Below are 23,357 nucleotides of genomic sequence, written 5' to 3' on the forward strand. Positions count from 1 at the left end.
AACGATATTTACTGTTTGTTTACCGCGTCGGACATCGCACGCCCGGCGTCTTCCCGGGTGCCTGCGGCAAAGCCTTGACGAAACAGGCCGTTGCCGACACCCACTGCCACCGGTGGCCCGGTGGCGGCCTCGAAGACGCCGACAAGGCTGAAATGGCGGAGTGAGCATGCCCATGAACAGCCAGTTGAGCACCTTCATGGCGTTGAGCGGCCTTGCGGCCGCCAGCAGCCATCTGACGGATGCGCGTCCGGCCTGGATCTGGGCCGAGGACGGCAAGACGCTGCTATGGGCGAACCCGGCGGGCGCGGCCTTCTTCGGCGTCCGCAGCCTTGCCGAACTGTCCGAACTGTCCGGCCTCGGCCGGGCGCCGGCCCGCCCGCATATCGCGCGGGTGGCGATCAGCGGCCCGACCGACCGGGACACCACCGACCGGCTGCGCTTCTATCGCGGCCTCAGGGTGATGCTGCTGACCTGCGCCTGCCGCCGGCTCGACCTGCCCGACGGCTCCAGCGGCGCGCTGATCGTGGCGCTCGATGCCCCGGCCAATGCGGGCGACGGCGACGAGGGCGCCCTTGTCGACTTCCTCCAGGGCGAGGGGCATGTCGCCCTGCTCTACCGGCGTGACGGCAGCCTGCAAAGCAGCGGCGATCTGGCCTCGCCGCCCGACGGCGCCACCGTGCGCGCGGCCCTGCGCGAGGCCAAGCACGCGCCGCTGCGCCGCGCCTTCGTCTTCGGCGACCACCTGCACGAGGCTGCCGCGCTGACCCTGGACAGCGGCGCGATCCTGATGGTCGCCGCGAGCGAGGGCCGGCCGATCGCCGACAGCCCCGCCGCTGCGGCCGAGGCCGAGAGCCTTCCCGCGCCGGCAGAGGACGCGGCCGAGGCGCCGGCCACAGCCGATACGGCGGCGGCGGGCGGCACCGGCATTGCCCCCGAGAGCGGGAGCGAGAGCGAGGCTGAGGCCGAAACGCCGGTCGAGGCTGAGGCCCTCGAACTGCCGGCGGCGCCCGCCGCGCCGGTTGTCCTGCGCGCGAGCCGGGGCGGTCTCTTCGCCTTCGCCAGCGGCACCCGCTTCCTGCCCGAAACGCCGGCGGCGGCCGCGCCCGTGGCTGCGAGCGCCGGCGCTGATCTTGATACGGAAACACCAGACGCCGAGGACAGCGCGCTGCGGCAGGACGAGGCTGTCGCCGAGGTCTTGGTTCCGCCGCTCGAGGCGGCCGTCCCGATGGACGAGACGCATGACGAGCCGGTAAACCGCGACGTGGCGGAGGCGCCTGCCGCGCCACAGGGCGCGGCCCCCGAGAGCGCCGAGCAGCAGATCACCGAGCCGCAGAGCCCTGAGCCGGAGAGCCCTGAGCCGCAGACGGTGGACCAGCCGCTTGCCGAGGCACGGGAGCACGCCGAGACGACAGACGCGGCGGAGGCCGACGACGATCTGCAGGCTGGCGACGATCTGCAGGCTGGCGAGCCGGCCAGCCCGGCGGAGCCGGACGAGGCAGCGGCGGCCGAGGTAGAGGTGCCCGAGGCGGAAGCATCGGAGACTGAGGCAGAGACTGAGACAGAGGCAGAGGCAGAGGCAGAGGCAGAGGACGAAACCGAAGCCGCAACCGCAACCGAAAATGGGGACCTGCCCGTCGCGGGTGCGACGGGCTTTGCCTTCGAGGCGCGCGAGCGCCCCGTGCGCTTTGCCTGGAAGATGGATATCGACCGGCGCTTCACCTTCATCTCGCCCGAGTTCGCGGAAGCGCTCGGCCCGCAGGCCGCCGATGTGGTGGGCCTGACCTGGGAAGAGGCGGCGGAGCGCTTCGGCCTCGATCCCGACGGGCGGGTGGCGGCGGCACTGCGCCGGCGCGACACCTGGAGCGGACGCACGGTCGACTGGCCGGTCAGCGGCGCGGCCCTGCGCGTGCCGGTCGACATGGCGGCGCTGCCGGCCTTCGACCGCCAGCGGGTGTTCGAGGGCTTCCGTGGCTTCGGCGTGTGCCGGATCGGCGAGGCGCTCGCGGATCCGGAGGCGACCGGGCTCGGGCTCGCCTTGCGGACACCTCTGCGGCCGTCCCCTGCCGACAGCGCCGCGGAGGAGGAGGCCGGTCTTTCGGAGAGGGCCGGAGACGCGGCCCCGGCTGAGGCCGAGACGGTCACGGACCAGCCCTTGCCCGAAGCGCCGGCCGACGAGCCTGTCACTCACGCCGGCACAGAAGCCAGAACCGAGGCGGCCGAAGAGAAGGCCGAAGAGTTCGCGGAAACGCCCTCGCACGAGCCTGCGGACCTGGCGCCCACGGCGGCGGTCGCCCCGGACGAGGCGATGGATCTTGCCGACCTGATCGACCTGCCCGGCGCGCGGGAGATCGACGACATCATCGCCCCGCCCGCCGAGACCCTGCCCAGCGAGACCCTGCCCAGCGAGTTCCTGGCCGACGAAGACACCGACGGCCTCTTCGCCGACGATGACGGGCTCTTTGCCGACGAGGATGACACGGCCGAGGACGAGACGGCCGAGGAGGACACGGGCGAGGAGGACACGGCAGGTCCGGCGACCCTTGCCAAGACGCCTCCCGCCGACATCCCGCTCTCTGGCCTGCTGCCGCCGGAAGAGCCGGCGCCGACCCTGTTCCCCGACCGGGAGGCCCGCCTGACGGCGCGCGATGCCGATATCGACACCTCGCGCCTGTCGAAGCCCGAGCGCGAGGCCTTCCGCAAGATCGCCGAGGCGCTCGGCGCGCGCAGCGCGCTGGACGAGGAGACACAGCCCACCGAAAAGTCCGCCGAACAGGCTGCTGGACAGGCCGCCGAACAGGCCGCGCGCGAGGAACTGCCCGCGCCGGATCAGACGGCCGAGGCACCGGACGGCGCTGGAGAGGCCGGCGGAGAGGCCACCCCGCAAGAGCAGGCGGCCGAGAGCCCCGCGAGCGCGGCGGCAAGCGCCGCGGAACCCTCCAACGTCTCCAGCCTCGGCATCGTGCCGCGCCTGCAGGCGCCGGCCCCGCGCGCCGCCCGCACCACCCTGCTCGACAAGCTGCCGGTGGGTGTTGCGATCATCGCCGAGGACGATGTCGACTATGCCAATGCGACGCTGCTCGACCTGCTCGGCTACGCCGACCTTGCGACGCTGAAATCCGTCGGCGGGCTCGACGCGGTGTTCGCCGAGCCGGAGGACTGGCCGAGCACCCTGCCCGGCGCGATGACCGAGCGGACCATGCGCATCCGGCTCGCCGACGGCGGCACCAAGCCGGTGAAGGCGCGGCTGCACACCGTGCCCTGGAAGGAGGGCACGGCGCTGATGATGTCGCTGCTCGACCGGCACGACCCGGCGCAGGAGGCCGCGCTCGACCGCCTGCACGAGGCGCAGTCGTCGCTGGCGCTGGCCGAGGAACATCTGGCCGAGATGGACGCGGTGCTGGAAACGGCGACGGACGGGGTGCTGATCCTCGACGAGACCGGCCGCATCGTGAAGGTCAACCGCTCGGCGGAGGCACTGTTCGATGCCGCCCGCGAGGACATGGTCGGCGCGCTGCTGACCGAATTCCTCGCCCCCGAAAGCCACCGCGACGCCAACGACTATCTCGACGGGCTCGCCCGCAACGGCGTCGCCAGCGTGCTGAACGACGGGCGCGAGGTGATCGGCCAATTGCGCTCGGGCGGGCTGATCCCGCTGTTCATGACCATCGGCCGGGTCGGCCACGGCTCGGAAGGGCCCCGCTTCTGCACGGTGCTGCGCGACATCACCCAGTGGAAGACCGCCGAGGAGGAACTGACCGACGCCAAGCGGCAGGCGGAGAACGCCAGTTCGCAGAAGTCGGACTTCCTCGCCAAGATCAGCCACGAGATCCGCACGCCGCTCAACGCCATCATCGGCTTTTCGGAAGTGATGATGGAGGAGCGCTTCGGCCCGGTCGGCAACGACCGCTACAAGGGCTACCTGCGCGACATCCACAATTCCGGCTCGCATATCATGAGCCTGATCAACGACCTGCTCGACCTGTCGAAGATCGAGGCGGGCAAGCTCGACCTGACCTTCGAGGCGGTGTCGGCCAACGACATCATCCGCGAATGCGTCGCCCTGATGCAGCCGCAGGCCAACCGGGAGCGGGTGATCATCCGCGCCAGCCTGCCGACCTCGGTGCCGAAGATCGTCGCGGACGGCCGCTCGGTGCGCCAGATCGTGCTCAACCTCCTGTCGAACGCCATCAAGTTCAACCAGCCGGGCGGCCAGGTGATCGTCTCGACGGCGCTGGAGGACACCGGCGAGGTGATTCTGCGGGTGCGCGACACGGGCATGGGGATGAGCCACCAGGACCTCGCCGCGGCGATGGAGCCGTTCCGCCAGCTCCACACCGCCCGCCACGGCGGCGGCACCGGGCTCGGCCTGCCGCTGACCAAGGCGCTGGTGGAGGCGAACCGGGCGAGCTTCCGGATCGATTCGGAAGTCAATCACGGCACGCTGGTGGAAGTCACCTTCCCGCCGCAGCGCGTGCTGGCGGAATAACGGACAGGTACGGCAGGCGCGGGCGGGGATTGACCCGCCCTGCCCCAGGCGCCACTGTACCGGCCTCGCCATCGGGCGGGCCTGCCGCACGGGTCCGCCATCATTTTCCGGATCCGCCATGCTGACCCTTGCCGCCATCGAGGATGCCGCCGAGACCGTCTACCGGTCGATGGCACCGACCCCGCAATATGCCTGGCCGCTGCTGGCCGAGGCCGTCGGCCGGCCGGTCTGGGTCAAGCACGAGAACCACACGCCGACCGGCGCCTTCAAGGTGCGCGGCGGGCTGGTGATGGCCAGCGGCATCGCCCGGCACCATCCGAGCGGCACCGGCATCATCTCCGCCACCCGCGGCAACCACGGCCAGAGCCTTGCCTTTGCGGCGGCCCGCAACGGGCTCGCCTGCACCATCGTCGTGCCGCGCGGCAATTCCCGCGAGAAGAACGCCGCGATGCGGGCCTTCGGCGCCGAACTGGTGGAGGCCGGCAGCGATTTCGACGAGGCCAAGCAGCACGCGATGGCGCTGGCGGACGAGCGCGGGCTGGTGATGGTGCCGAGCTTCCACTCCGACCTGGTGCGCGGCGTCGCCACCTATGCGATGGAGTTCTTCCGGGCCGTTGCGGATCTTGACGTCGTCTATGTGCCGATCGGTCTCGGTTCCGGCATCTGCGGCATGATTTCCGCCCGCGACCTGCTCGGGCGGCGGACGAAGATCGTCGGCGTCGTCTCCGACAAGGCCGATGCCTATGCGCTGTCGCTCGAAAGCGGGCAGCGGGTGGAGACGGCGAGCGCCGCGACCTTCGCCGACGGCATGGCGGTGCGCGGGCCGGACGAGACCGCGCTGGCAGTGATCCGCGCCGGGGTGGACGACATCCTGCGCGTCAGCGACGAGGCCATCGCCGATGCGGTGCGGCAGCTCTACCGCGCCACGCACAATCTGGCCGAAGGCGCCGGTGCCGCCGCCCTGGCGGCGCTGCTGCAGGACCGCAATCGCGGCAAGACCGCCGGCATCGTCTTGAGCGGGCAGAACATCGACACCGACTGGATGGCCACGATCCTGGCCGGCCACACGCCGGCGCCGTGACCGGGTCTGCCGCGGCTTTCGGGAAAAGTTACCAAAAACGCTCATGTTAACTTAGAACAATTCTAAACTATTGATTTTTCAGGCGATTATTCTTGACACACAAACTCCTGTTTTTATGATGCAGACGCCTCGCAAGAAACTGCCGTTGCGGCAGGGTCGCGTGGCCAACGCAACCGACATCAGGGCCTTGTCCCCTGATCGCTGGGAGAGATTCATGTTCCACAAGGTTCCCCTTCTGCGCACCGGCGTCCTGTCCGCCGCGCTGCTCGCATCCGCCGCGATCGCAACGCCGGCCTTCGCCGAGGGTGAGGTCAACATCTATTCCTATCGCCAGCCGTTCCTGATCGAGCCGCTGCTCGAGGCCTTCACCAAGGAGACCGGGATCAAGGCGAACGTGATCTTCGCGGCGGACGGCCTGGCCGAGCGCATTCAGGCGGAAGGCGCGAACTCGCCCGCCGACGTGCTGCTGACCGTGGACATCGGCCGTCTCGACGGCGCCAAGGAACTCGGCATCACCCAGCCGGTGTCGTCCGAGGTCGTCAACGAGAACGTGCCGGCCATGTATCGCGACCCGGAAGGCCACTGGATCGGCCTGACCACCCGCGCCCGCATCATCTACGCCTCCAAGGAGCGCGTGGAGCAGGACAGCATCACCTATGAGGAACTGGCCGACCCGAAGTGGAAGGGCAAGATCTGCACCCGTTCCGGCCAGCACGTCTACAACGTCGCCCTGTTCGCCTCGATCATCGCCCACAAGGGCGCCGAGGAAGCCGAGGCCTGGCTCACCGGCCTGCGCGACAATCTCGCCACCAAGCCCACCGGCAACGACCGCAGCCAGGTCCAGTCGATCTTCGCTGGCGAGTGCGACCTCTCGCTCGGCAACACCTATTACATGGGTGCGATGCTGACGAACGAGAAGGAGCCGGAGCAGAAGGACTGGGCCAACTCCGCCAAGATCCTGTTCCCGAACAGCGACGACCGTGGCACCCACGTCAACATCTCCGGTGTGGTGATGGCCAAGAACGCGCCGAACCCGGAAGCTGCCGTCAAGCTCATCGAGTTCCTGTCCTCGGACGAGGCCCAGCGGATCTATGCCGAGGCCAATAACGAGTATCCGGTGAAGGCCGGTGTCGCGCTCTCCGAGATGGTCGCCTCCTGGGGCGAGTTCACGGCCGACACCCTGTCGCTCGATGACATCGCCAAGAACCGCAAGGCCGCCAGCGAGCTGGTCGACAAGGTCGGCTTCAACGACGGCCCGCAGAGCTGAGGCACGTCCTCGCAAACAGGTGTAAAACCGCACGGCGTCCGGTCCTGGTGACCGGGCGCCGTTCTCCGTTTCCAGAAGATCCGCATCGCCGCACGCGCCCATGAACCAGACCGCCCGCCTCGACGATCTTGCCGCCACCCCGGTCGCGCCGCGCGCCTCGCGCAGTCTTGCCGACAGGGCCTGGCTCGTCGCCGGCCTCCTGGTCGCCGCCCTGACGCTGCTGCCGGTCGGCGCGCTGGTGGTGCTGGCGGCGCAACCGACAGGCGATGTCTGGAACCATCTGATGACGACCGTCCTGCCCCGGTCGCTCCGCACCACCTTCCTGCTGCTGCTGGGCGTCGGCCTGATCACCTTCGTGATCGGCACTGGTACGGCCTGGCTCGTCACCATGTGCCGCTTCCCAGGCCGGCGCCTGTTCGACTGGGCGCTCTTGCTGCCGCTGGCGGTGCCGACCTACATCATCGCCTATACCTATGTGGAGATCCTCACCTTCACCGGGCCGGTGCAGAGCCTCGTCCGCGATCTCTTCGGCTTCCGCACCTCGCGGGAGTACTGGTTTCCGGAAATCCGCTCGCTGGGCGGGGCGATCTTCGTGATGGGCTTCGTGCTCTATCCATATGTCTACCTGACGACCCGCGCCGCCCTGCTGCTGCAATCGGCCTCGACGCTCGACGTGTCGCGCACGCTCGGCGCAGGTCCCATGCGCCTGTTCTTCCGCGTGGCGCTGCCGCTCGCCCGTCCGGCGATCGTCGTCGGCATCTCGCTCGCCCTGATGGAGTGCCTCAACGACATCGGCGCGGTCACCTTCTTCGGCGTCCACACGCTCAGCTTCTCGGTCTACGACACCTGGGTGCATCGCTCGAGCCTCGCCGGAGCGGCGCAGATCGCCTGTGCCATGCTGGCGCTGGTCTTCGCCCTGCTGTGGATGGAACGGCGCGCCCGCAAGGGGCAGAATTTCCACACGCCCTCAACCCATTACCGGACCCTGCCGAGCTACCGGCTGACCGGCGGGCGGGCGTGGCTGGCGACCGCCGCCTGCGCCCTGCCGATCCTGATCGGCTTCGTCTTCCCGGCCGCGCTGCTGGCCGACTATGCCAGCCGGCGCCTCGACGCCCTGTCCGATCCCCGGCTGATCTCAGCGATCAAGAACACGCTGACCCTGTCCGTCTCGGCGGCGCTGCTGACCGTGGTGATCGGCGTGGTGCTCACTTACGCGCACCGCGTCCAGGCCAGCCGCCTGACGCAGCTCTCCGGCCGGATCGCCTCGATCGGCTATGCCATTCCCGGCACGGTGCTTGCCGTCGGCATCCTGATCCCGCTCGCCAATTTCGACAATTTCGTCGATGGCGTCGCCCGTTCCACCTTCGGCGTCTCGACGGGACTGCTGCTGATCGGCTCCGGCACCGCTTTGGTCTATGCCTATATGATCCGCTTCCTCGCCGTCTCCTATGGCCAGATCGAAAGCGGCTTCGGCAAGGTGACGCCGCATCTCGATATGGCGGCGCGCACGCTGGGGCGCAGTTCCGGGCGCATCCTGTTCGAGGTGCATCTGCCGATCCTGCGGCCGGTGCTGCTGACGGCGCTGCTGCTCGCCTTCGTCGACTGCATGAAGGAACTCCCCGCGACGATCCTGCTGCGCCCGTTCAATTTCGAGACGCTGGCGACGACGGTCTACAACGCCGCCTCGCGCGAGGCCTTCGGCGAAGGCGCCCTGCCGGCGCTGCTGATCGTGCTGGTGGGGCTGGTGCCGTCGATCCTGCTGGCGCGCACCTCCGCCGTCAGCTTCCGCGACAAGGCCAGCACCCGCCGCCTTTGAACCGGCCGGCGGCCGCGGCTACCAGAGCCGGTCGCGCAGGGCGAACCAGCTCATCGCCAGCACCAGGATCGGCCAGCGGAAGGCCCGCCCGCCGGGGAATTTCGGCGGTGCGAGCGTCTCGAACACATCGAAACGGTCCGCATCGCCCAGCATGGCGCAGGCGGCCGCATGACCGCAGAAGCCGGCCATCGCGACGCCGTGGCCCGAGAACCCCGCCGCCACATAGACCCCCGGCGCGGTGCGCCGCAGGCAGGGCATGCGCGAGGCCGTGACGCCGAGCGTGCCGCCCCAGACATGGGAGACGGGGGCTGTCGCAAGCTGCGGATAGACATTGTTCAGATGCGCGCGCACGAAGCTGCGCAGGTTCGGCGGAAAGCCGCGCCGATAGGACTCGCCGCCGCCGAACAGCAGACGCAGGTCCTGGGTCAGGCGCCAGTAATAGACGACGAAGCGGCTGTCGGAGACGGCCTCGCGGCCGGGAATCAGATGATCCGCCGCCTCGCGCGACAGCGGTTCGGTGGTCAGGATGTAATTGTTGATCGGCATGACGCGGGCCTCGCTGTCGGGATCGAGCCCGGCGAGATAGCCGTTGCCGGCCAGCAGCACGGCGCCCGCGTCGATCTCGCCCTGGCCGGTCTCGACCCCCACGCGCCCATCGACATGCCGCAGGGCGAGGGCATGGGTCGCCTCGTGCAGGGCCGCCCCGGCCGCCTCAGCCGCATCGGCCAGCCCCTGCGCCAGCTTCAGCGGATGCAGGTGCCCCGCCCCGCCGTCGCGGCTGCCGCCGAAATAGCGATCCGTGCCGATGGCGGCGGCGAGCTGCTGGCGGTCGAGCGGAGTGACCGCGTCATAGCCATAGTCGCGGGCAAGCTTCTCGGCATAGGCCCAATCCTCGGCGACGAGACGCGCCTTGTGGGCGGCGTGGATCAGGCCTTGCGTCCAGTCGCAGTCGATGCCGAAGCGCCGCACCCGCTCGTGCAGCAGGGCCTTCGCCTCCTCGGCGAAGCTCCACAGCCGGCGGGCGGTGTCGCGGCCATACTGCCGTTCCAGGTAATCCTGGTCGCGCCGCTGGCCGCTGTGGAGCTGTCCGCCATTGCGCCCGCTGGCGCCCCAGCCGATGCGGTTCTGCTCGATCAGGACGACGGAGCGGCCCGCCTCGGCCAGGGTGATCGCCGCGTTGAGCCCGGTGAAGCCGCCGCCGACAATGGCGACATCCGCCCGCACCGCGCCCGCCAGGGCCGGCCGCACGGGACGGTCCTCGACGCTCGCTGCATAGTAGGACGGGGCATGGGCGCTGGCGATTTCGGTCACATCCCCTCCCTTGGGCTGGTGTCGGGCTCGTTTCCCACTCGTTTCAGGCTGGTTTCAGGCGGCCAGGCGGCCGTCCTTCTTGAGCGCCGCATAGGTGTCGTCGAGCGTGCGCTCCGCCCGCGCGACCAGTTCGTCGGCCTCCTCATGGGTCAGCACCAGCGGCGGCGAGATGATCATGCTGTCGCGCACCGCGCGCATGACGAGGCCGTTGCCGAAGGAGATGTCGCGGCAGAGCGTGCCGACCTCGCCGGTCGGCGCGAACTTGCGCGAGCGGTCGCCCTTGGCCGGCACCAGCTCCAGCGCGCCGACGAGCCCGACCATGCGCGCCTCGCCGACCAGCGGATGATCGCCAAGAGCCTTCCAGCGCTGCTGCAGATAGGGGCCGATGTCGTCCGCCACCCGCTCGACCAGCCGCTCGCGCTGCATGATGTCGAGATTGGCGAGCGCCGCCGCGCAGCAGGCCGGATGGCCGGAATAGGTGTAGCCGTGGAAGAACTCGCCACCCTTTTCGATGAAGGCGTCGGCGACCCGGTCGGCGATCATCACGCCGCCGATCGGCAGGTAGCCGGAGGACAGGCCCTTGGCGATCGGCATCAGGTCCGGCTCGATGCCGTAATGCTGCGAGCCGAACCAGGTGCCGAGGCGTCCGAAGCCGCAGATCACCTCGTCGACGACCAGCAGGATCTCGCGCTCGCGGCAGATGCGGGAGACTTCCGGCCAATAGGTGTCCGGCGGAATGACGACGCCGCCGGCGCCCTGGATCGGCTCGGCGATGAAGGCGGCGACCTTGTCCTCGCCGATCGCCTCGATGGCGCGCTCCAGCTCGCGCGCCGCCCAGATGCCGAACTCGTCCGGCGACATCTCGCCGCCCTCGCCGAACCAGTAGGGCTGGGCGATGTGGTGGACGCCGGGCACCGGCAGGTCGCCCTGCGCATGCATTCCCGCCATGCCGCCGAGGCTGGTGCCGGCGAGCGTCGAGCCGTGATAGCCGTTCCAGCGGCCGATGATCGTCTTCTTCTCCGGCTTGCCCATCAGGTCCCAATAGGTGCGGACCATGCGGAACACCGTGTCGTTCGCCTCCGAGCCGGAGGAGGTGAAGAAGACCCGGTTGAACTGCGGCGGGCTGAGCTGCGCCAGCCGCTCCGACAGGGCGATGACCGGCGGATGGCTGGTCTTGAAGAAGGTGTTGTAATAGTCGAGCTCGCGCATCTGCTTCTCGACCGCGTCGACGATCTCGCCGCGGCCATGGCCGACCTGGCTGCACCACAGGCCGGCCATGCCGTCGAGATAGCGATTGCCGTCGCTGTCGGTCAGCCACACGCCCTCGGCCGAGGTGATGACGCGCACGCCCTCGCGGTTCAGCGCCCCGGTGTCGGTGAAGGGGTGGAAATGGTGCGCGGCGTCGCGGGCGCGCAGGTCGGCGGTCGGGTAAAGGTTCGAGGCACCGGCCATGGTGGCGTCTCCCGGTCTTTTCTGGTTGTCGATCTCTTCGCCCCGCCTGAACCGCGCCTGACGCGGGTCAGACGTTGAGCAGCAGGTATTCCCGCTCCCAGGGGCTGATGACCTTCATGAAGGTCTCGAATTCTTCCTGCTTGATGGCGCGGTAGGTGGCGACGAACTTCTCGCCGAAGACGTCGATCAGCTCCTCGCATTCGTCGAACAGGGCGACGGCCTCCAGCAGTCCGCGCGGCAGGGCATGCATGTCCTCGCTGGAGTTGACGCTGCGCGGCTCGTCCGGCGTCAGGCGCTGCTTGATGCCGAGATAGCCGCAGGCGAGCGAGGCGGCGATGGCGAGATACGGATTGGCGTCCGACGAGGGCACGCGGTTCTCCAGCCGGCGGGCGGCCGGCTTGGAATTCGGCACGCGCAGGCCGACCGTCCGGTTGTCGTAGCCCCAATGGACGTTGACCGGCGCCGTGGTGCCGCGGGTGAAGCGGCGATAGGAGTTCACGTAAGGCGCCAGGATGCAGGTGACGGCCGGCAGATAGGCCTGATGGCCGGCGATGAAGGACAGGAACGCGCCGCTCGGCTCGCCGTCGTCGCGCGAGAAGATGTTGGTGCCGGTCTCCACGTCCATCACCGACTGGTGGATGTGCATGGACGAGCCGGGCTGGTTGGACATCGGCTTGGCCATGAAGGTCGCGTACATGTCATGGCGCAGCGCCGCCTCGCGGATCGTCCGCTTGAACAGGAACACCTGGTCGGCAAGCTCCAGCGGATGGCCGTGCCGGAGGTTGATCTCCATCTGCGCGGCGCCTTCCTCGTGGATCAGGGTGTCGATCGCCAGGCCCTGCGCCTCCGACAGGTCATAGATGTCGTCGATCAGGTCGTCGAACTCGTTGAGCGCGGAGATCGAATAGGACTGGCGGCCCACCTCCGGCCGGCCGGAACGCCCGGTCGGCGGCTCCAGCGGATAGTCCGGATCGGTGTTCGGGCGGACCAAGTAGAACTCCATTTCCGGCGCGACCAGCGGTGCCCAGCCCTCGTCCTCGTAGAGCTGCAGCACGCGCTTCAGCACATTGCGCGGCGCCGTCTCCACCGGAATGCCCTCGCGGGTATAGGCATCGTGGATAAGCTGCGCGGTCGGATCGCTCTCCCAGGGCACCGTCGTCAAGGTCGAGTAGTCGGCCCGGAAGAACAGGTCGCTGTCGGTCGAATTGTGCTGGAAGCGGTCGTCGTCCGGCGGATAGTCGCCGGAGATGGTCTGGGCGAAGATCGAGGCGGGCATGGTCATCACCGGACCGGAGAAGAACTTCTCCGCCGGCATCATCTTGCCGCGCGCCACGCCGGCAAGATCCGGGACGATGCACTCGATGTCCTCGATTCCGCGCTCGGCCAGCCACAGTTGCGCCTCCTCGAAGGAGGCGACGCCGCGGCGGCTGACGATCTTGGGTGCGGATTTCTTCTTCTTGCTCACGGGTCTCGCCTTTCGGGCGCGGGGCGCGCGGGACGGCCGGTCACGATCCGCCTTCCCTGCACACGGCCCACATTTTGTGATCACATTTTCATCAAGTCAATCACCGACAATCATCCAGGGCCGGACGGCACCGCATCGGGAAGGCCGATGTCGAGCAGATCCATGCCGCAGCGGATGTCCGCCGCCACCGCCTTGCGCAGGGCCGCGGCATCGCGGGCCCGCACCGCCTCGATCGCCTCCTTGTGGTGATCGATCAGGGCGGAGGTTCCCACCCGCCCGTAGACGGTGCGCATGAACGGGGCGAACTGCAACCAGAGACTTTCGACGAGCGGCAGCAGCACCTCGGATCCGGCCGCACGATAGATGGTGAAGTGAAAGGAATGGTTGAGACGCATGTAGGTCTCGGCATCCCCGCCATCGAGGCTGGCATCGATCCGGTCGTCGATCGCCGCGAGCGCGGCAGCCTCGCGCGGGCCGAGATGCGCCGCCGCGGCCTCCGCCAGTTCCGGCTCCAGCAGCACGCGCGCCCGGACGAGTTCGGCCAGGCGCGACGGCGTCATGGTCGGCACCTGGATCCGGCCGTTGGCGCGGATTTCCAGCGCATGCCCCGCCGACAGCGCCCGCACCGCCTCGCGCACCGGCATCGGGCTGACCTTGAGTTCCTCCGCAAGACCGCGCAGCGTGACGGCGCGGCCGGGCACGAAGCGGCCGGTCAGCAGCGCCTCGCGCACGCTCGCCTCCACCCGGTCGCGCAGCGAATGGCGGACGGCGGCGGACGGCGCCTGCGCGTCCCCCGCCTGTCGCGGGCGGCTCCGGTCAGCCATGTCCTTGCCTCCCCTTGTCCGGCTTGCTTGACAGCCTTGCCGCTACGTGATCACATTTTTGCGTAAACGGCAATTCGCGCGAACGACGGGTTCGCGCCCTGGAGGACCTATGTTGCAGACCCATCGCACGGCCTGGCAGCGCCCGGCCGGCGGCGTCGACTGGCAGGAGGAAGTGGCGCGGTTCGAGGCGGACTATCCCGATCTCGACACGCTGGAGGTGATCCTGCCCGACAGCAACGGGGTCCTGCGCGGCAAGTGGCTGCCCGGCAGCGCATTGCGCAAGGTGTTCGAAAACGGCGTCGCCCTGCCCTTCTCGCTGTTCGGCCTCGATGTCTGGGGCCGCGAGGTCGAGGAAACCGGCATGCATATCGAGACCGGCGACAAGGACGGCGTGTGCTGGCCGGTGCCGGGCTCGCTACGCGCCGTGCCCTGGGCCGAGCGCCCGACCGCGCAGGTGCTGCTGTCGATGCATGACCGGGACGGCAGCGCCTTCATGTGCGACCCGCGCCACGTGCTGGCGCGCAAGGCCGGCCGGCTGGGCGAGCACGGGCTGACCGCGACGGCCGCCTTCGAGCTGGAATTCTACCTGTTCGAGGACAAGGACGACGGCGACTGGAGCAGCCCGCCGACGCCGGTCTTCTCCACCCATCTCGGCCCGGCACGGCAGAACATGTATGCGCTCTCGGACCTGGAGGCGTTGATGCCGCTGGTCGACGAGATCCGCCGCTCGGCCGACGCGCAGGATATTCCCGCCGATGCCGCCGTCTCCGAGGCCGCGCCCGGGCAGTTCGAGCTCAACCTGCACTACCAGCGCGATCCCCTGCGCGCCGCCGACGATGCGGTGCTGCTGCGCCGGCTGGTCGCGGGTGTCGCCCGCAAGCACAATCTCAAGGCCTCGTTCATGGCCAAGCCCTTCGTCGAGTGGCCGGGCAACGGCATGCATGTGCATGTCTCGATGGAGGACGGCACCGGCAATATCTTCGCCGACCCCGAAACCGGCGAGACGCGGCTCGGCTACGCGATCCGCGGACTGCTCGACACGATGCCGGAGGCGCATCTGCTGTTCGTCTCCACCTTTAACGGCTTCCGCCGCATGCAGCCTGGCTCCTATGCGCCGACCTCGATCTGCTGGGGCTACGACAACCGCTCGGTCGCCTTGCGCGTGCCGGCCGGAACGCCGGCCTCGGCGCGCATCGAGCACCGCATCGCCGGCGCCGACGCCAACCCCTATCTGGTGCTGACCGGCGTGCTGGCGGGGATGATGCAGGGCGTGCTCGGCGAATTGCCGCCGCCGCCGGCCGTCGACGGCAATGCCTATGAGAAGACCGCCCCGCGCCTGACGCCGTGGATGGACGAGGCGATCGACGCCTTCGCCGCCTCGCAGCGGATGAAGGAGGCGGTCGGCGCGGAAATGCACAAGGTGCTGGTCGACATCAAGCGTCACGAACTCTTCGCATTCGGACGCGAAATTTCGTCGCTGGAACGGCAGACCTATCTGTGAGCGGCGATCGCGCCAGGCTTGGGGAAATGCCTGTCGGCAGAAGCAGATCGTTGCGATTGCCGGTCGAGGTCACTTGAGGCCGGAGGCCATCGCTTCTAGGCTGGAACAGATGCGGCCGGTCACCGGCCGGACAACAACACACCCCGGAGCGGAGAGCATCCGCAACCGGAACGACAGGGCGCCGGATCGCAAGCCGCACCGGCCAGGGCAGACGGAGGGACTGATGAACAAGCTGCTTTTCACCAGCGTCGCGATGCTAGGCGTGCTCGCCGCGAGCACGCTGTCCGCCCAGGAGCGGCAGGTCCGTGTCTATAACTGGTCGGACTATATCGACGAATCGATCCTGGCGGACTTCACCAAGGAGACCGGGATCCGCGTCGTCTATGACGTGTTCGACAGCAACGAGATGCTGGAGACCAAGCTGCTGGCCGGCGGCACCGGCTATGACGTCGTGGTGCCGACGGGCACCTTCCTCGGTCGCCAGATCCAGGCCGGCGTGTTCCAGAAGCTCGACAAGTCGAAGCTGCCGAACCTGTCCAACGTGTGGCCGGACATCGCGGCCCGCATCGAGAAATACGATCCGGGCAACGAGTATGCCGTCAACTACATGTGGGGCACCACCGGCATCGGCTACAATGTCGAGAAGATCAAGGAGCGCATGCCCGACGCTCCGGTCGACAGTTGGGACATGGTGTTCAAGCCGGAGATCATCTCGAAATTCGCCGATTGCGGCGTGCATCTGCTCGACACGGCCGAGGAGCTTTTCCCGGCGGCGCTGAACTATCTGGGTCTCGAGCCGGACAGCAGCAATCCGGACGACTTCGCCAAGGCGGGCGAATTGCTGATGTCGATCCGCCCCTATATCCAGAAATTCCACTCCTCGGAATATATCAACGCGCTCGCCAATGGCGACATCTGCATGGCGGTCGGCTGGTCGGGCGACGTGCTGCAGGCGCGCGACCGCGCCGCGGAAGCCGGCAAGGACGTCACCGTCGAATATTCGATCCCCAAGGAGGGGGCGATGATGTGGTTCGACAACATGGCGATCCCGGCCGATGCCCCGCATGTGGAGGAAGCGCATGCCTTCATCGACTACATCATGCGGCCGGAGGTGATCGCCAAGGCGACCAACTACGTCTTCTATGCAAACGGCAACATCGCCAGCAAGGAATTCGTCGATCAGGAAATCCTTAACGACACGGCGATCTATCCCAGCGAGGAGACGGTGGCCAAGCTCTTCACCACCACGACCAAGCCGCCGGCGGCGCTGCGCGCCATGACGCGCGAGTGGACCAAGGTCAAGACCGGCCGGTAACCCGGTTCGCCCCCCGGCCGCCGCTGGCGGCGGCCGGGCCCTTTCCCGCGTCGATGAGGGGGCTGCCTTGGCAAAGAAACCAATCGGACCGGTGCGCCGCGACTTTGCACCCTGGGATGACCCGCAAGCCCGGCCATATATCGAGTTTCGCAACGTTACCAAGAAGTTCGGCGATTTCACCGCCGTCGACGACCTGTCCCTGAAAATCTACGAGCGCGAGTTCTTCGCCCTGCTTGGCGGCTCCGGCTGCGGCAAGACGACGATGATGCGCATGCTCGCCGGTTTCGAGACGCCGAACGCGGGCGAGATCTTTCTCGACGGGCAGAACCTGGCCGGCGTTCCGCCCTACAAGCGCCCGGTCAACATGATGTTCCAGTCCTACGCGCTGTTTCCGCATATGAGCGTGGAGGCGAACATCGCCTTCGGCCTCAAGCAGGAAGGCATGCCGAAGGACGAGATCGCCGAGCGTGTGGCGGAAATGCTGAAGCTGGTGAAGCTGCAGGACTTCGCCAAGCGCAAGCCGCATCAGCTTTCCGGCGGCCAAAGGCAGCGCGTCGCCCTTGCCCGTTCGCTCGCCAAGAAGCCGAAGGTGCTGCTGCTCGACGAGCCGCTCGGGGCGCTCGACCGCAAGCTGCGCGAGGAAACCCAGTTCGAGCTGACCGACCTGCAATACGAACTCGGCATGACCTTCCTGATCGTCACCCACGACCAGGAAGAGGCGATGACCATGGCCGACCGGATCGCGGTGATGGACCGGGGGCGGATCATCCAGATCGCCTCGCCGGCCGAGATCTACGAGGTTCCAAACTCGCGGTTCGTCGCGGATTTCATCGGCGACATCAACCTGATGGAATGCAAGGTGACCGCCAGGAACGGCGACACCTGCCGGCTGCAGTCGGTCGAGTTCGGCTGCGAGATCGACACCGCCCAGGCAGTGGACGCGGCGGTCGGCGACACGGTGTGGTTCGCGATCCGCCCGGAAAAGGTGCGCATCTCCTTCGACGAGCCGGAAAGCCGCGTCAACGCGGTGACGGGCGAAGTCTGGGACATCGCCTATCTCGGCGACGTGTCGATCTATCACACCCATATCGCCAACGAGCAGACCGTGCGCGCGACCGTCGCCAACCGCTCGCGCGTGGTCGAGCGGCCGGTCGGCTGGGACGACAAGGTGTGGCTGTCCTGGGACCGGGATGCGGGCGTCATCCTGACCAGGTAACGAGCGAGGCGGGCCGCATGTCCGCGACCAACGGGGAGGCAAGGCGATGCCAGATCAGGTAAGCGCGAAACCCAGGCGCAGCATCGGCGGATGGCTGCTGATCGCCCTGCCCTATTCCTGGCTGCTGTTCTTCTTCCTCGCGCCCTTCTTCATCGTCTTCAAGATCTCCCTGTCGGAGATCGCCGTGGCGATACCGCCCTATACGCCGACCTTCGACCCGGCCACCGGCTGGAGAGGGTTGGTGAAGATGCTCGGGGACCTGTCCTTCGAGAACTATGTCTGGCTGACCCGCGACTCCCTCTACTGGAAGTCCTATCTGTCGAGCGTGTCGATCGCCGCGGTGTCGACCCTGATCACCCTGGTGGTCGGCTTTCCGATCGCCTATGGCATGGCCCGCGCGCCGACCGAGTGGCGCACCACCTTGCTGATGCTCGTCATCCTGCCGTTCTGGACCAGCTTCCTGATCCGCGTCTATGCCTGGATCGGCATCCTGAAGAACGAGGGCCTGCTCAACCAGTTTCTCATGTGGCTCGGGCTGATCGACCAGCCGATGACGATCCTCAACACCAATATCGCCGTCTATATCGGCATCGTCTATTCCTACCTACCCTTCCTGGTGCTGCCGCTCTACGCCAACCTGGAGAAGATGGACGCCAGCCTGCTGGAGGCGGCGGCCGACCTCGGCTGCCCGCCCTGGCGCAGCTTCTGGACGATCACCGTGCCGCTGGCGATCCCCGGCGTCATCGCCGGCTGCTTCCTGGTCTTCATTCCGGCTGTCGGCGAGTTCGTCATCCCCGACCTGCTCGGCGGATCGGAGACCCTGATGATCGGCAAGACCCTGTGGACGGAGTTCTTCACCAATCGCGACTGGCCGGTTTCCTCGGCCGTCGCCGTCATTCTGCTGCTGATCCTGGTGGTGCCGATCGTGCTCTTCCAGAACCAACAGCAGAAAGCCGCGGAGAAGGGCCTGTGAGCGCCCGACCGACAGGACCGGACGGGGCCGGAAAGCGCGGGGGAGCACGATGAGACAGGGACCGAGCTGGTTCAACATCACGTCGCTGGTGCTGGGATTCTCGTTCCTGTACCTGCCGATCGTGCTGCTGGTGATCTACTCCTTCAACGCCTCGCGGCTGGTCACCGTCTGGGGCGGTTTCTCGACGCAGTGGTATGTGTCGCTGTTCAACAACCAGCAGCTCCTCGACGCCGCCTGGGTGACCGTACGGGTCGCCTTCGCCTCGGCGAGCATCGCGACCGTGCTCGGGACCCTCGCCGCGCTGGTGCTGGTGCGCTCGGGACGCTTCGCCGGCAGGAGCCTGTTCTCCGGCATGGTCTATGCGCCGCTGGTGATGCCGGAGGTGATCCTGGGCCTGTCCCTGCTGCTGCTCTTCGTCGCCATCGACCAGGCCCGCGGCTTCTGGACGATCATCATCGCCCATACCACTTTCGCAATGTGCTACGTCGCCGTCGTCGTGCAGTCGCGGCTCGCCGGCTTCGACACCTCGCTCGAGGAAGCCGCGCAGGATCTCGGCTGCCCGCCGGTGCGCACCTTCTTCTCGATCACCCTGCCGATCATCCTGCCGGGCGTCGTCGCCGGCTGGATGCTGGCCTTCACCCTGTCGCTGGACGACCTCGTCATCGCCAGCTTCACCACGGGTCCGGAGGCCACCACCCTGCCGATGAAGATCTATTCGCAGGTGCGTCTCGGGGTGACGCCGGAGATCAACGCGGTCTGCACGATCCTGGTCGGCGTGGTGACGGTGGTGGTGATCTTCACCTCGCTGATCACCAAGCGGCGGGAGATGCAGCGCCAGCAGGACATGCGCCGGGCCGAAGCCCAGGGCTGAGCGCGGCCGGCCTCTAAAAATGCAAGTGTCGCAACGACTTCAGCGCTGCGACGGCGAGCCGACGCCGGTGAGATCAGGCAGCAGGCTCGGCTGCGCCAGGGTGCCGCGCACCAGCACGGGCATGCCAGCCTCGGCAATCGCCGCCGCATCCGGCTGCGTGCCGGCCAGGCGCGGCGCCAGCCGGCCGCGCAGCGAAAGGGCCAGATCCGTCAAGGACATGCGGCCACCGGCCTGGAGCACCTGCTGCCCGGTCAGCACCTCGACCTCCGCCAGCCGCAGGTCTCCCTCCTCGACCCTCGCCTTCGCCGACAGCCGCTCGACCACCAGCGGCGTGGCGCCGGAACCAGGGCCCGACCCGGAGCTGGAGCCGCTCGCCGCCTGGCCGTCCGAAAGCAGCCGGCCCAGCACCTCTCCCCCGGCGGGGAAGCTCGCCTTCTCCAGTGCCAGTTCGACCTCGCCCCCGGCGGAGGCGAGGATCGCGGCCAGGGTTTCTCCCCGCCCCGAGCGATCGATACGCAGGCTCAACCGGCCCGTATCAGGCAGGGAAACCCTTGCAAAGCCAGTCAGTTGGCGGGTATCGACCGCCTCCACGACGACATTTGCCGAGAAGTCGAAATCCTCGCCGCCGCCGCCGACCGGTTTCAGCCGGGCCGCGCCGTCGAGCACACCGCCGGCAACCATGGTTTCGCTGAGGTCGACCGTCAAATCCCCGTCGCGCAGCAACAGCGAGATCGCGCTCGGCCCGCCGGACAGGCCCGCCGTGACGAATTTCGCCGTCGACAGGCGAAGATCGATATCGCCGGCCCGCAGAAACCCGGCGAGCGGCCGCTGTCGCAGGCTGTTGGCCCCCTTGTCCCCGGACGCGACGGCGAGACCGGCAATGCCCTGCAGCTCGCCGAGATAGGCGGATAAATCGAAGCTCTCGAAGGCAAGAGTTCCCTCAAGGCGCGGCCGCTTCTCGCCGAGTTCGAAGCCGAGGCGCCCTTCGCCGACATTGCCGTCGAGTTCGAGCCTCGCCGTGTCGAGCACGAGGCGCGACAGATCGACCGCCCCCTGGCCGCCGATCCGCAACGCGCCGAAACTCGCCTCGCCGACCAGTGCCCGGCCGAAACGGATCGACAACCCCCTGAAATCGCTGGTGCTGAATTCGAAGGTCCCCTCGAGGCGCGCCGCGTCCGGATTGCGCAGGGCGCCGTTCATCCGGAACGCGGCAAGGGGCGAGGCGATCGACACCGCCACCGGCCCGCTGGCGCGGCCGGTCAGGGTTCCGCGGTTTCCAAGGCTGGCGCTGAACTCGACCTTCTGGTCGCCGGCCATCAGCGACCCGCGGATAGAGCCGCCCTCGACAGTGGGATTAAGGCGCAGGGAGAGATCGACCAGCCGGGGCTGCCGCGTGTCGCCCCAACTGACCTCTCCCCCGGCGATCGCGACCTGCGCCTCGATCAGCCGCGTCAGGTCCTCGCCAAGCCCGGCAAGGCTTGCCGGCGCGAGGTCCAGGCCATCGAAATGAAGCCGCGCGCCTTCCAAAAGATGAGACGACAGAAGGACTTCGCCGAAGAACAGGCGTGCCGGCTCGATGTTTGACACCAGCCGATCCGCCTCCACGGCCCACCGGCCGTCCCGGCCTTCCAGGCGCAGGTCCTCGATCACCAGAGAGGGGCCGTGGAGCAAGGAAATCCTCGGCGCGGCGGCCAGATGGACCGTTCCGCCGAAATGCGAGGACAACATCGCCTCGACACGCTCGCGCGACACCTCGCGGGCGATCAGCAGATAGGCGGACAAGCCGGCCGCCGAGGCGAGGACAAATGCCGCAGTGAGGATCGCCAGCAGGCGCTTCATGACCAGATCCGACCGGCGCCCCGACTGCGCCGTGTTGACTTCTCGCGGCGCTGCATCGCGCCGCGTTGCCTTCCTGCGGCGCTGCATCGCGCCGCCCTGACAACCGGGATAGGGGGTCGGCGCGAGCCGTTCAAGACGAAACCGGCACAAATCCCGGACAAGATGGATGATGCTTGAGATAACAGGGCAAGGACGGTATCACAGGTCGCCTGACGAACGGTTCATGTTGGCTGCCGGCCCACGGTTACCGGGCCGTCCCGCATGGCCTGTTGCGAGGAGACGCGGATGCGAGGAGACGCCCATGAATAAGGTATACCCCAGCGCGGACGCCGCGCTTGCGGGACTGACGTTTGACGGCATGACCGTGATGGCCGGCGGGTTCGGCCTCTGCGGCATCCCCGAGAACCTGATCACGGCGCTGCGCGACAGCGGCGCGAAGAACATCACGGCGATCTCCAACAATGCCGGCGTCGACGATTTCGGGCTCGGCCTGCTGCTGCAAACCCGCCAGATCAGCAAGATGATCTCCTCCTATGTCGGCGAGAACGCCACGTTCGAGCGCCAGTACCTGAACGGCGAACTCGCGCTGGAATTCAACCCGCAAGGGACCCTCGCCGAGCGCATCCGCGCCGGCGGCGCCGGCATTCCCGGCTTCTACACCAAGACCGGCGTCGGCACGCTGATCGCGGAGGGCAAGGAGCACAAGGAGTTCAACGGCGAGACGTATATCCTGGAGACCGGACTGGTCGCCGACGTGTCGCTGGTGAAGGCCTGGAAGGCGGATAAGGAAGGCAACCTGATCTACCGGAAGACCGCGCGGAACTTCAATCCGATGATGGCGACCGCCGGCAAGGTCACCCTGGTCGAGGTGGAGGAAATCGTCGAGATCGGCGATCTCGATCCGGACGCTATCCACACGCCGGGCATCTTCGTCGACCGCATCATTCTCGGCCAGCACGAGAAGCGGATCGAGAAGCGCACCACCCGCGCCGCCTGAGGACAAGGGAGAACAAGATGGCCTGGACTCGCGACGAAATGGCCCAGCGGGCGGCGCAGGAACTGGAGGATGGTTTCTACGTCAATCTCGGGATCGGCATCCCGACGCTGGTCTCCAACTACATCCCCGAGGGCGTCCACGTGACGCTGCAGTCGGAAAACGGCATGCTCGGCATGGGCCCGTTCCCGACCGAGAACGAGGTCGATCCCGACCTGATCAACGCCGGCAAGCAGACCATCACCGAACTGCCGCAGACGAGCTATTTCTCGTCCGCCGACAGTTTCGGCATGATCCGCGGCGGCCATATCGACCTGTCGATCCTTGGCGCGATGGAGGTTTCCGAGAAGGGCGACCTCGCCAACTGGATGATCCCGGGCAAGATGGTCAAGGGCATGGGCGGCGCCATGGACCTGGTCGCCGGCGTCAAGCGCGTCGTGGTGATCATGGACCACACGTCCAAGGCCGGCGAACCGAAGCTGCTGCCCGAATGCACCCTGCCGCTGACCGGCGTCCACTGCGTGCACCGGATCATCACCAATCTCGGCGTCTTCGACGTGACCGGGGATGGGCTCGTTCTGGTTGAGCTGGCCAAGGACGTGACCGTGGACGAGGTCAAGGCGAGCACGACGGCCAAGCTGACCGTTCCGGCCTGACGGCCCGGCTAAACATACAACCTGACGGCGAACGGGGCGACCCGTTCGCCTTTCCCCGCCGGCACCCAGGCCGGCGCGCGGGGATATCGACGCTGCGGAAGATCGCGCGTCGCTCTCAAAAATTGCGCGGAATTTTGCAAAAAATCGCTCCAAATCGGCGAAAATTTGCGTTCGTCGCAGCAAGTCCGGTTTTCCGGTCCTGCCGCCTCGACGCGCGTCGCGACACCTGACATTTGGACGCACCATGGGCAGGCGCGCCCAAACATCGATTCGGTAAACGCTTCGTTTAC

The 23,357-nt window shown here is 67.8% G+C and carries 16 protein-coding genes; 11 read left to right on the plus strand and 5 right to left on the minus strand.

What is annotated here, in order from left to right:
- Positions 1-166: 166 nt before the first annotated feature.
- From TSB10P1A_RS06395 to TSB10P1A_RS06410, 4 genes are all read left to right on the plus strand, one after another.
- Positions 167-4,486 carry an ATP-binding protein gene (locus TSB10P1A_RS06395; RefSeq protein WP_208987022.1) on the plus strand — a complete coding sequence of 1,440 codons (4,320 nt, stop codon included), beginning with the start codon at positions 167-169 and terminating at the stop codon, positions 4,484-4,486.
- Positions 4,487-4,604: 118 nt separating this feature from the next.
- Positions 4,605-5,567: a threonine dehydratase gene (locus TSB10P1A_RS06400; RefSeq protein ID WP_186387059.1), complete on the plus strand. Its 963-nt coding sequence runs from the start codon at positions 4,605-4,607 to the stop codon at positions 5,565-5,567.
- Between the two features lie 214 nt (positions 5,568-5,781).
- On the plus strand, positions 5,782-6,834 hold the full coding sequence (locus tag TSB10P1A_RS06405) for a Fe(3+) ABC transporter substrate-binding protein (RefSeq protein ID WP_186387060.1): 1,053 nt from the start codon (positions 5,782-5,784) through the stop codon (positions 6,832-6,834).
- 100 nt (positions 6,835-6,934) lie between these two features.
- The gene (locus TSB10P1A_RS06410; protein ID WP_186387061.1) at positions 6,935-8,650 is read left to right on the plus strand and encodes an iron ABC transporter permease; all 1,716 of its coding nucleotides are present in this window, start codon (positions 6,935-6,937) and stop codon (positions 8,648-8,650) included.
- Between the two features lie 18 nt (positions 8,651-8,668).
- On the opposite strand, the gene TSB10P1A_RS06415 is transcribed toward TSB10P1A_RS06410, so the two are convergent.
- The 4 genes from TSB10P1A_RS06415 to TSB10P1A_RS06430 form a co-directional block, all read right to left on the minus strand.
- Entirely contained in the window at positions 8,669-9,961 is a 1,293-nt protein-coding gene (locus TSB10P1A_RS06415) for an FAD-binding oxidoreductase (protein WP_186387062.1), read from the minus strand.
- Between the two features lie 54 nt (positions 9,962-10,015).
- Complete coding sequence (locus tag TSB10P1A_RS06420) at positions 10,016-11,413, minus strand: aspartate aminotransferase family protein (protein ID WP_186387063.1); 1,398 nt, start codon at positions 11,411-11,413, stop codon at positions 10,016-10,018.
- 67 nt (positions 11,414-11,480) lie between these two features.
- Positions 11,481-12,878, minus strand: a complete 1,398-nt coding sequence (locus tag TSB10P1A_RS06425; RefSeq protein ID WP_186387064.1) for a glutamine synthetase family protein — start codon at positions 12,876-12,878, stop codon at positions 11,481-11,483.
- A gap of 110 nt (positions 12,879-12,988) precedes the next feature.
- On the minus strand, positions 12,989-13,702 hold the full coding sequence (locus TSB10P1A_RS06430; RefSeq protein ID WP_186387065.1) for a GntR family transcriptional regulator: 714 nt from the start codon (positions 13,700-13,702) through the stop codon (positions 12,989-12,991).
- A gap of 109 nt (positions 13,703-13,811) precedes the next feature.
- Here TSB10P1A_RS06430 and TSB10P1A_RS06435 point away from each other — a divergent pair, with 109 nt between their 5' ends.
- The 5 genes from TSB10P1A_RS06435 to TSB10P1A_RS06455 all read left to right on the plus strand — a co-directional run bounded on the left by TSB10P1A_RS06435 (position 13,812) and on the right by TSB10P1A_RS06455 (position 19,578).
- On the plus strand, positions 13,812-15,203 hold the full coding sequence (locus tag TSB10P1A_RS06435) for a glutamine synthetase family protein (RefSeq protein WP_186387066.1): 1,392 nt from the start codon (positions 13,812-13,814) through the stop codon (positions 15,201-15,203).
- A 223-nt stretch (positions 15,204-15,426) separates the two neighbouring features.
- Positions 15,427-16,518, plus strand: coding sequence for a polyamine ABC transporter substrate-binding protein (locus tag TSB10P1A_RS06440; protein WP_186387067.1), 1,092 nt, complete (start codon positions 15,427-15,429; stop codon positions 16,516-16,518).
- A 67-nt stretch (positions 16,519-16,585) separates the two neighbouring features.
- The gene (locus TSB10P1A_RS06445) at positions 16,586-17,734 is read left to right on the plus strand and encodes an ABC transporter ATP-binding protein (RefSeq protein WP_186387068.1); all 1,149 of its coding nucleotides are present in this window, start codon (positions 16,586-16,588) and stop codon (positions 17,732-17,734) included.
- A 46-nt stretch (positions 17,735-17,780) separates the two neighbouring features.
- A complete protein-coding gene (locus TSB10P1A_RS06450; RefSeq protein ID WP_186387069.1) occupies positions 17,781-18,707 on the plus strand; it encodes an ABC transporter permease subunit in 927 nt (308 codons plus the stop codon).
- Between the two features lie 49 nt (positions 18,708-18,756).
- Positions 18,757-19,578 carry an ABC transporter permease gene (locus TSB10P1A_RS06455; RefSeq protein ID WP_186387070.1) on the plus strand — a complete coding sequence of 274 codons (822 nt, stop codon included), beginning with the start codon at positions 18,757-18,759 and terminating at the stop codon, positions 19,576-19,578.
- Positions 19,579-19,617: 39 nt separating this feature from the next.
- Here TSB10P1A_RS06455 and TSB10P1A_RS06460 read toward each other — a convergent pair whose 3' ends face one another.
- Complete coding sequence (locus TSB10P1A_RS06460) at positions 19,618-21,417, minus strand: AsmA-like C-terminal region-containing protein (RefSeq protein ID WP_186387071.1); 1,800 nt, start codon at positions 21,415-21,417, stop codon at positions 19,618-19,620.
- Positions 21,418-21,718: 301 nt separating this feature from the next.
- Between TSB10P1A_RS06460 and TSB10P1A_RS06465 the strand changes: the two genes are divergently transcribed.
- Entirely contained in the window at positions 21,719-22,414 is a 696-nt protein-coding gene (locus TSB10P1A_RS06465; protein ID WP_186387072.1) for a CoA transferase subunit A, read from the plus strand.
- 17 nt (positions 22,415-22,431) lie between these two features.
- The gene (locus tag TSB10P1A_RS06470; RefSeq protein WP_186387073.1) at positions 22,432-23,067 is read left to right on the plus strand and encodes a CoA transferase subunit B; all 636 of its coding nucleotides are present in this window, start codon (positions 22,432-22,434) and stop codon (positions 23,065-23,067) included.
- The last annotated feature ends 290 nt before the right edge of the window (positions 23,068-23,357 follow it).

It is taken from the genome of Stappia sp. TSB10P1A (assembly GCF_900185725.1).
In the GTDB taxonomy this organism is placed as follows: Bacteria; Pseudomonadota; Alphaproteobacteria; order Rhizobiales; family Stappiaceae; genus Stappia.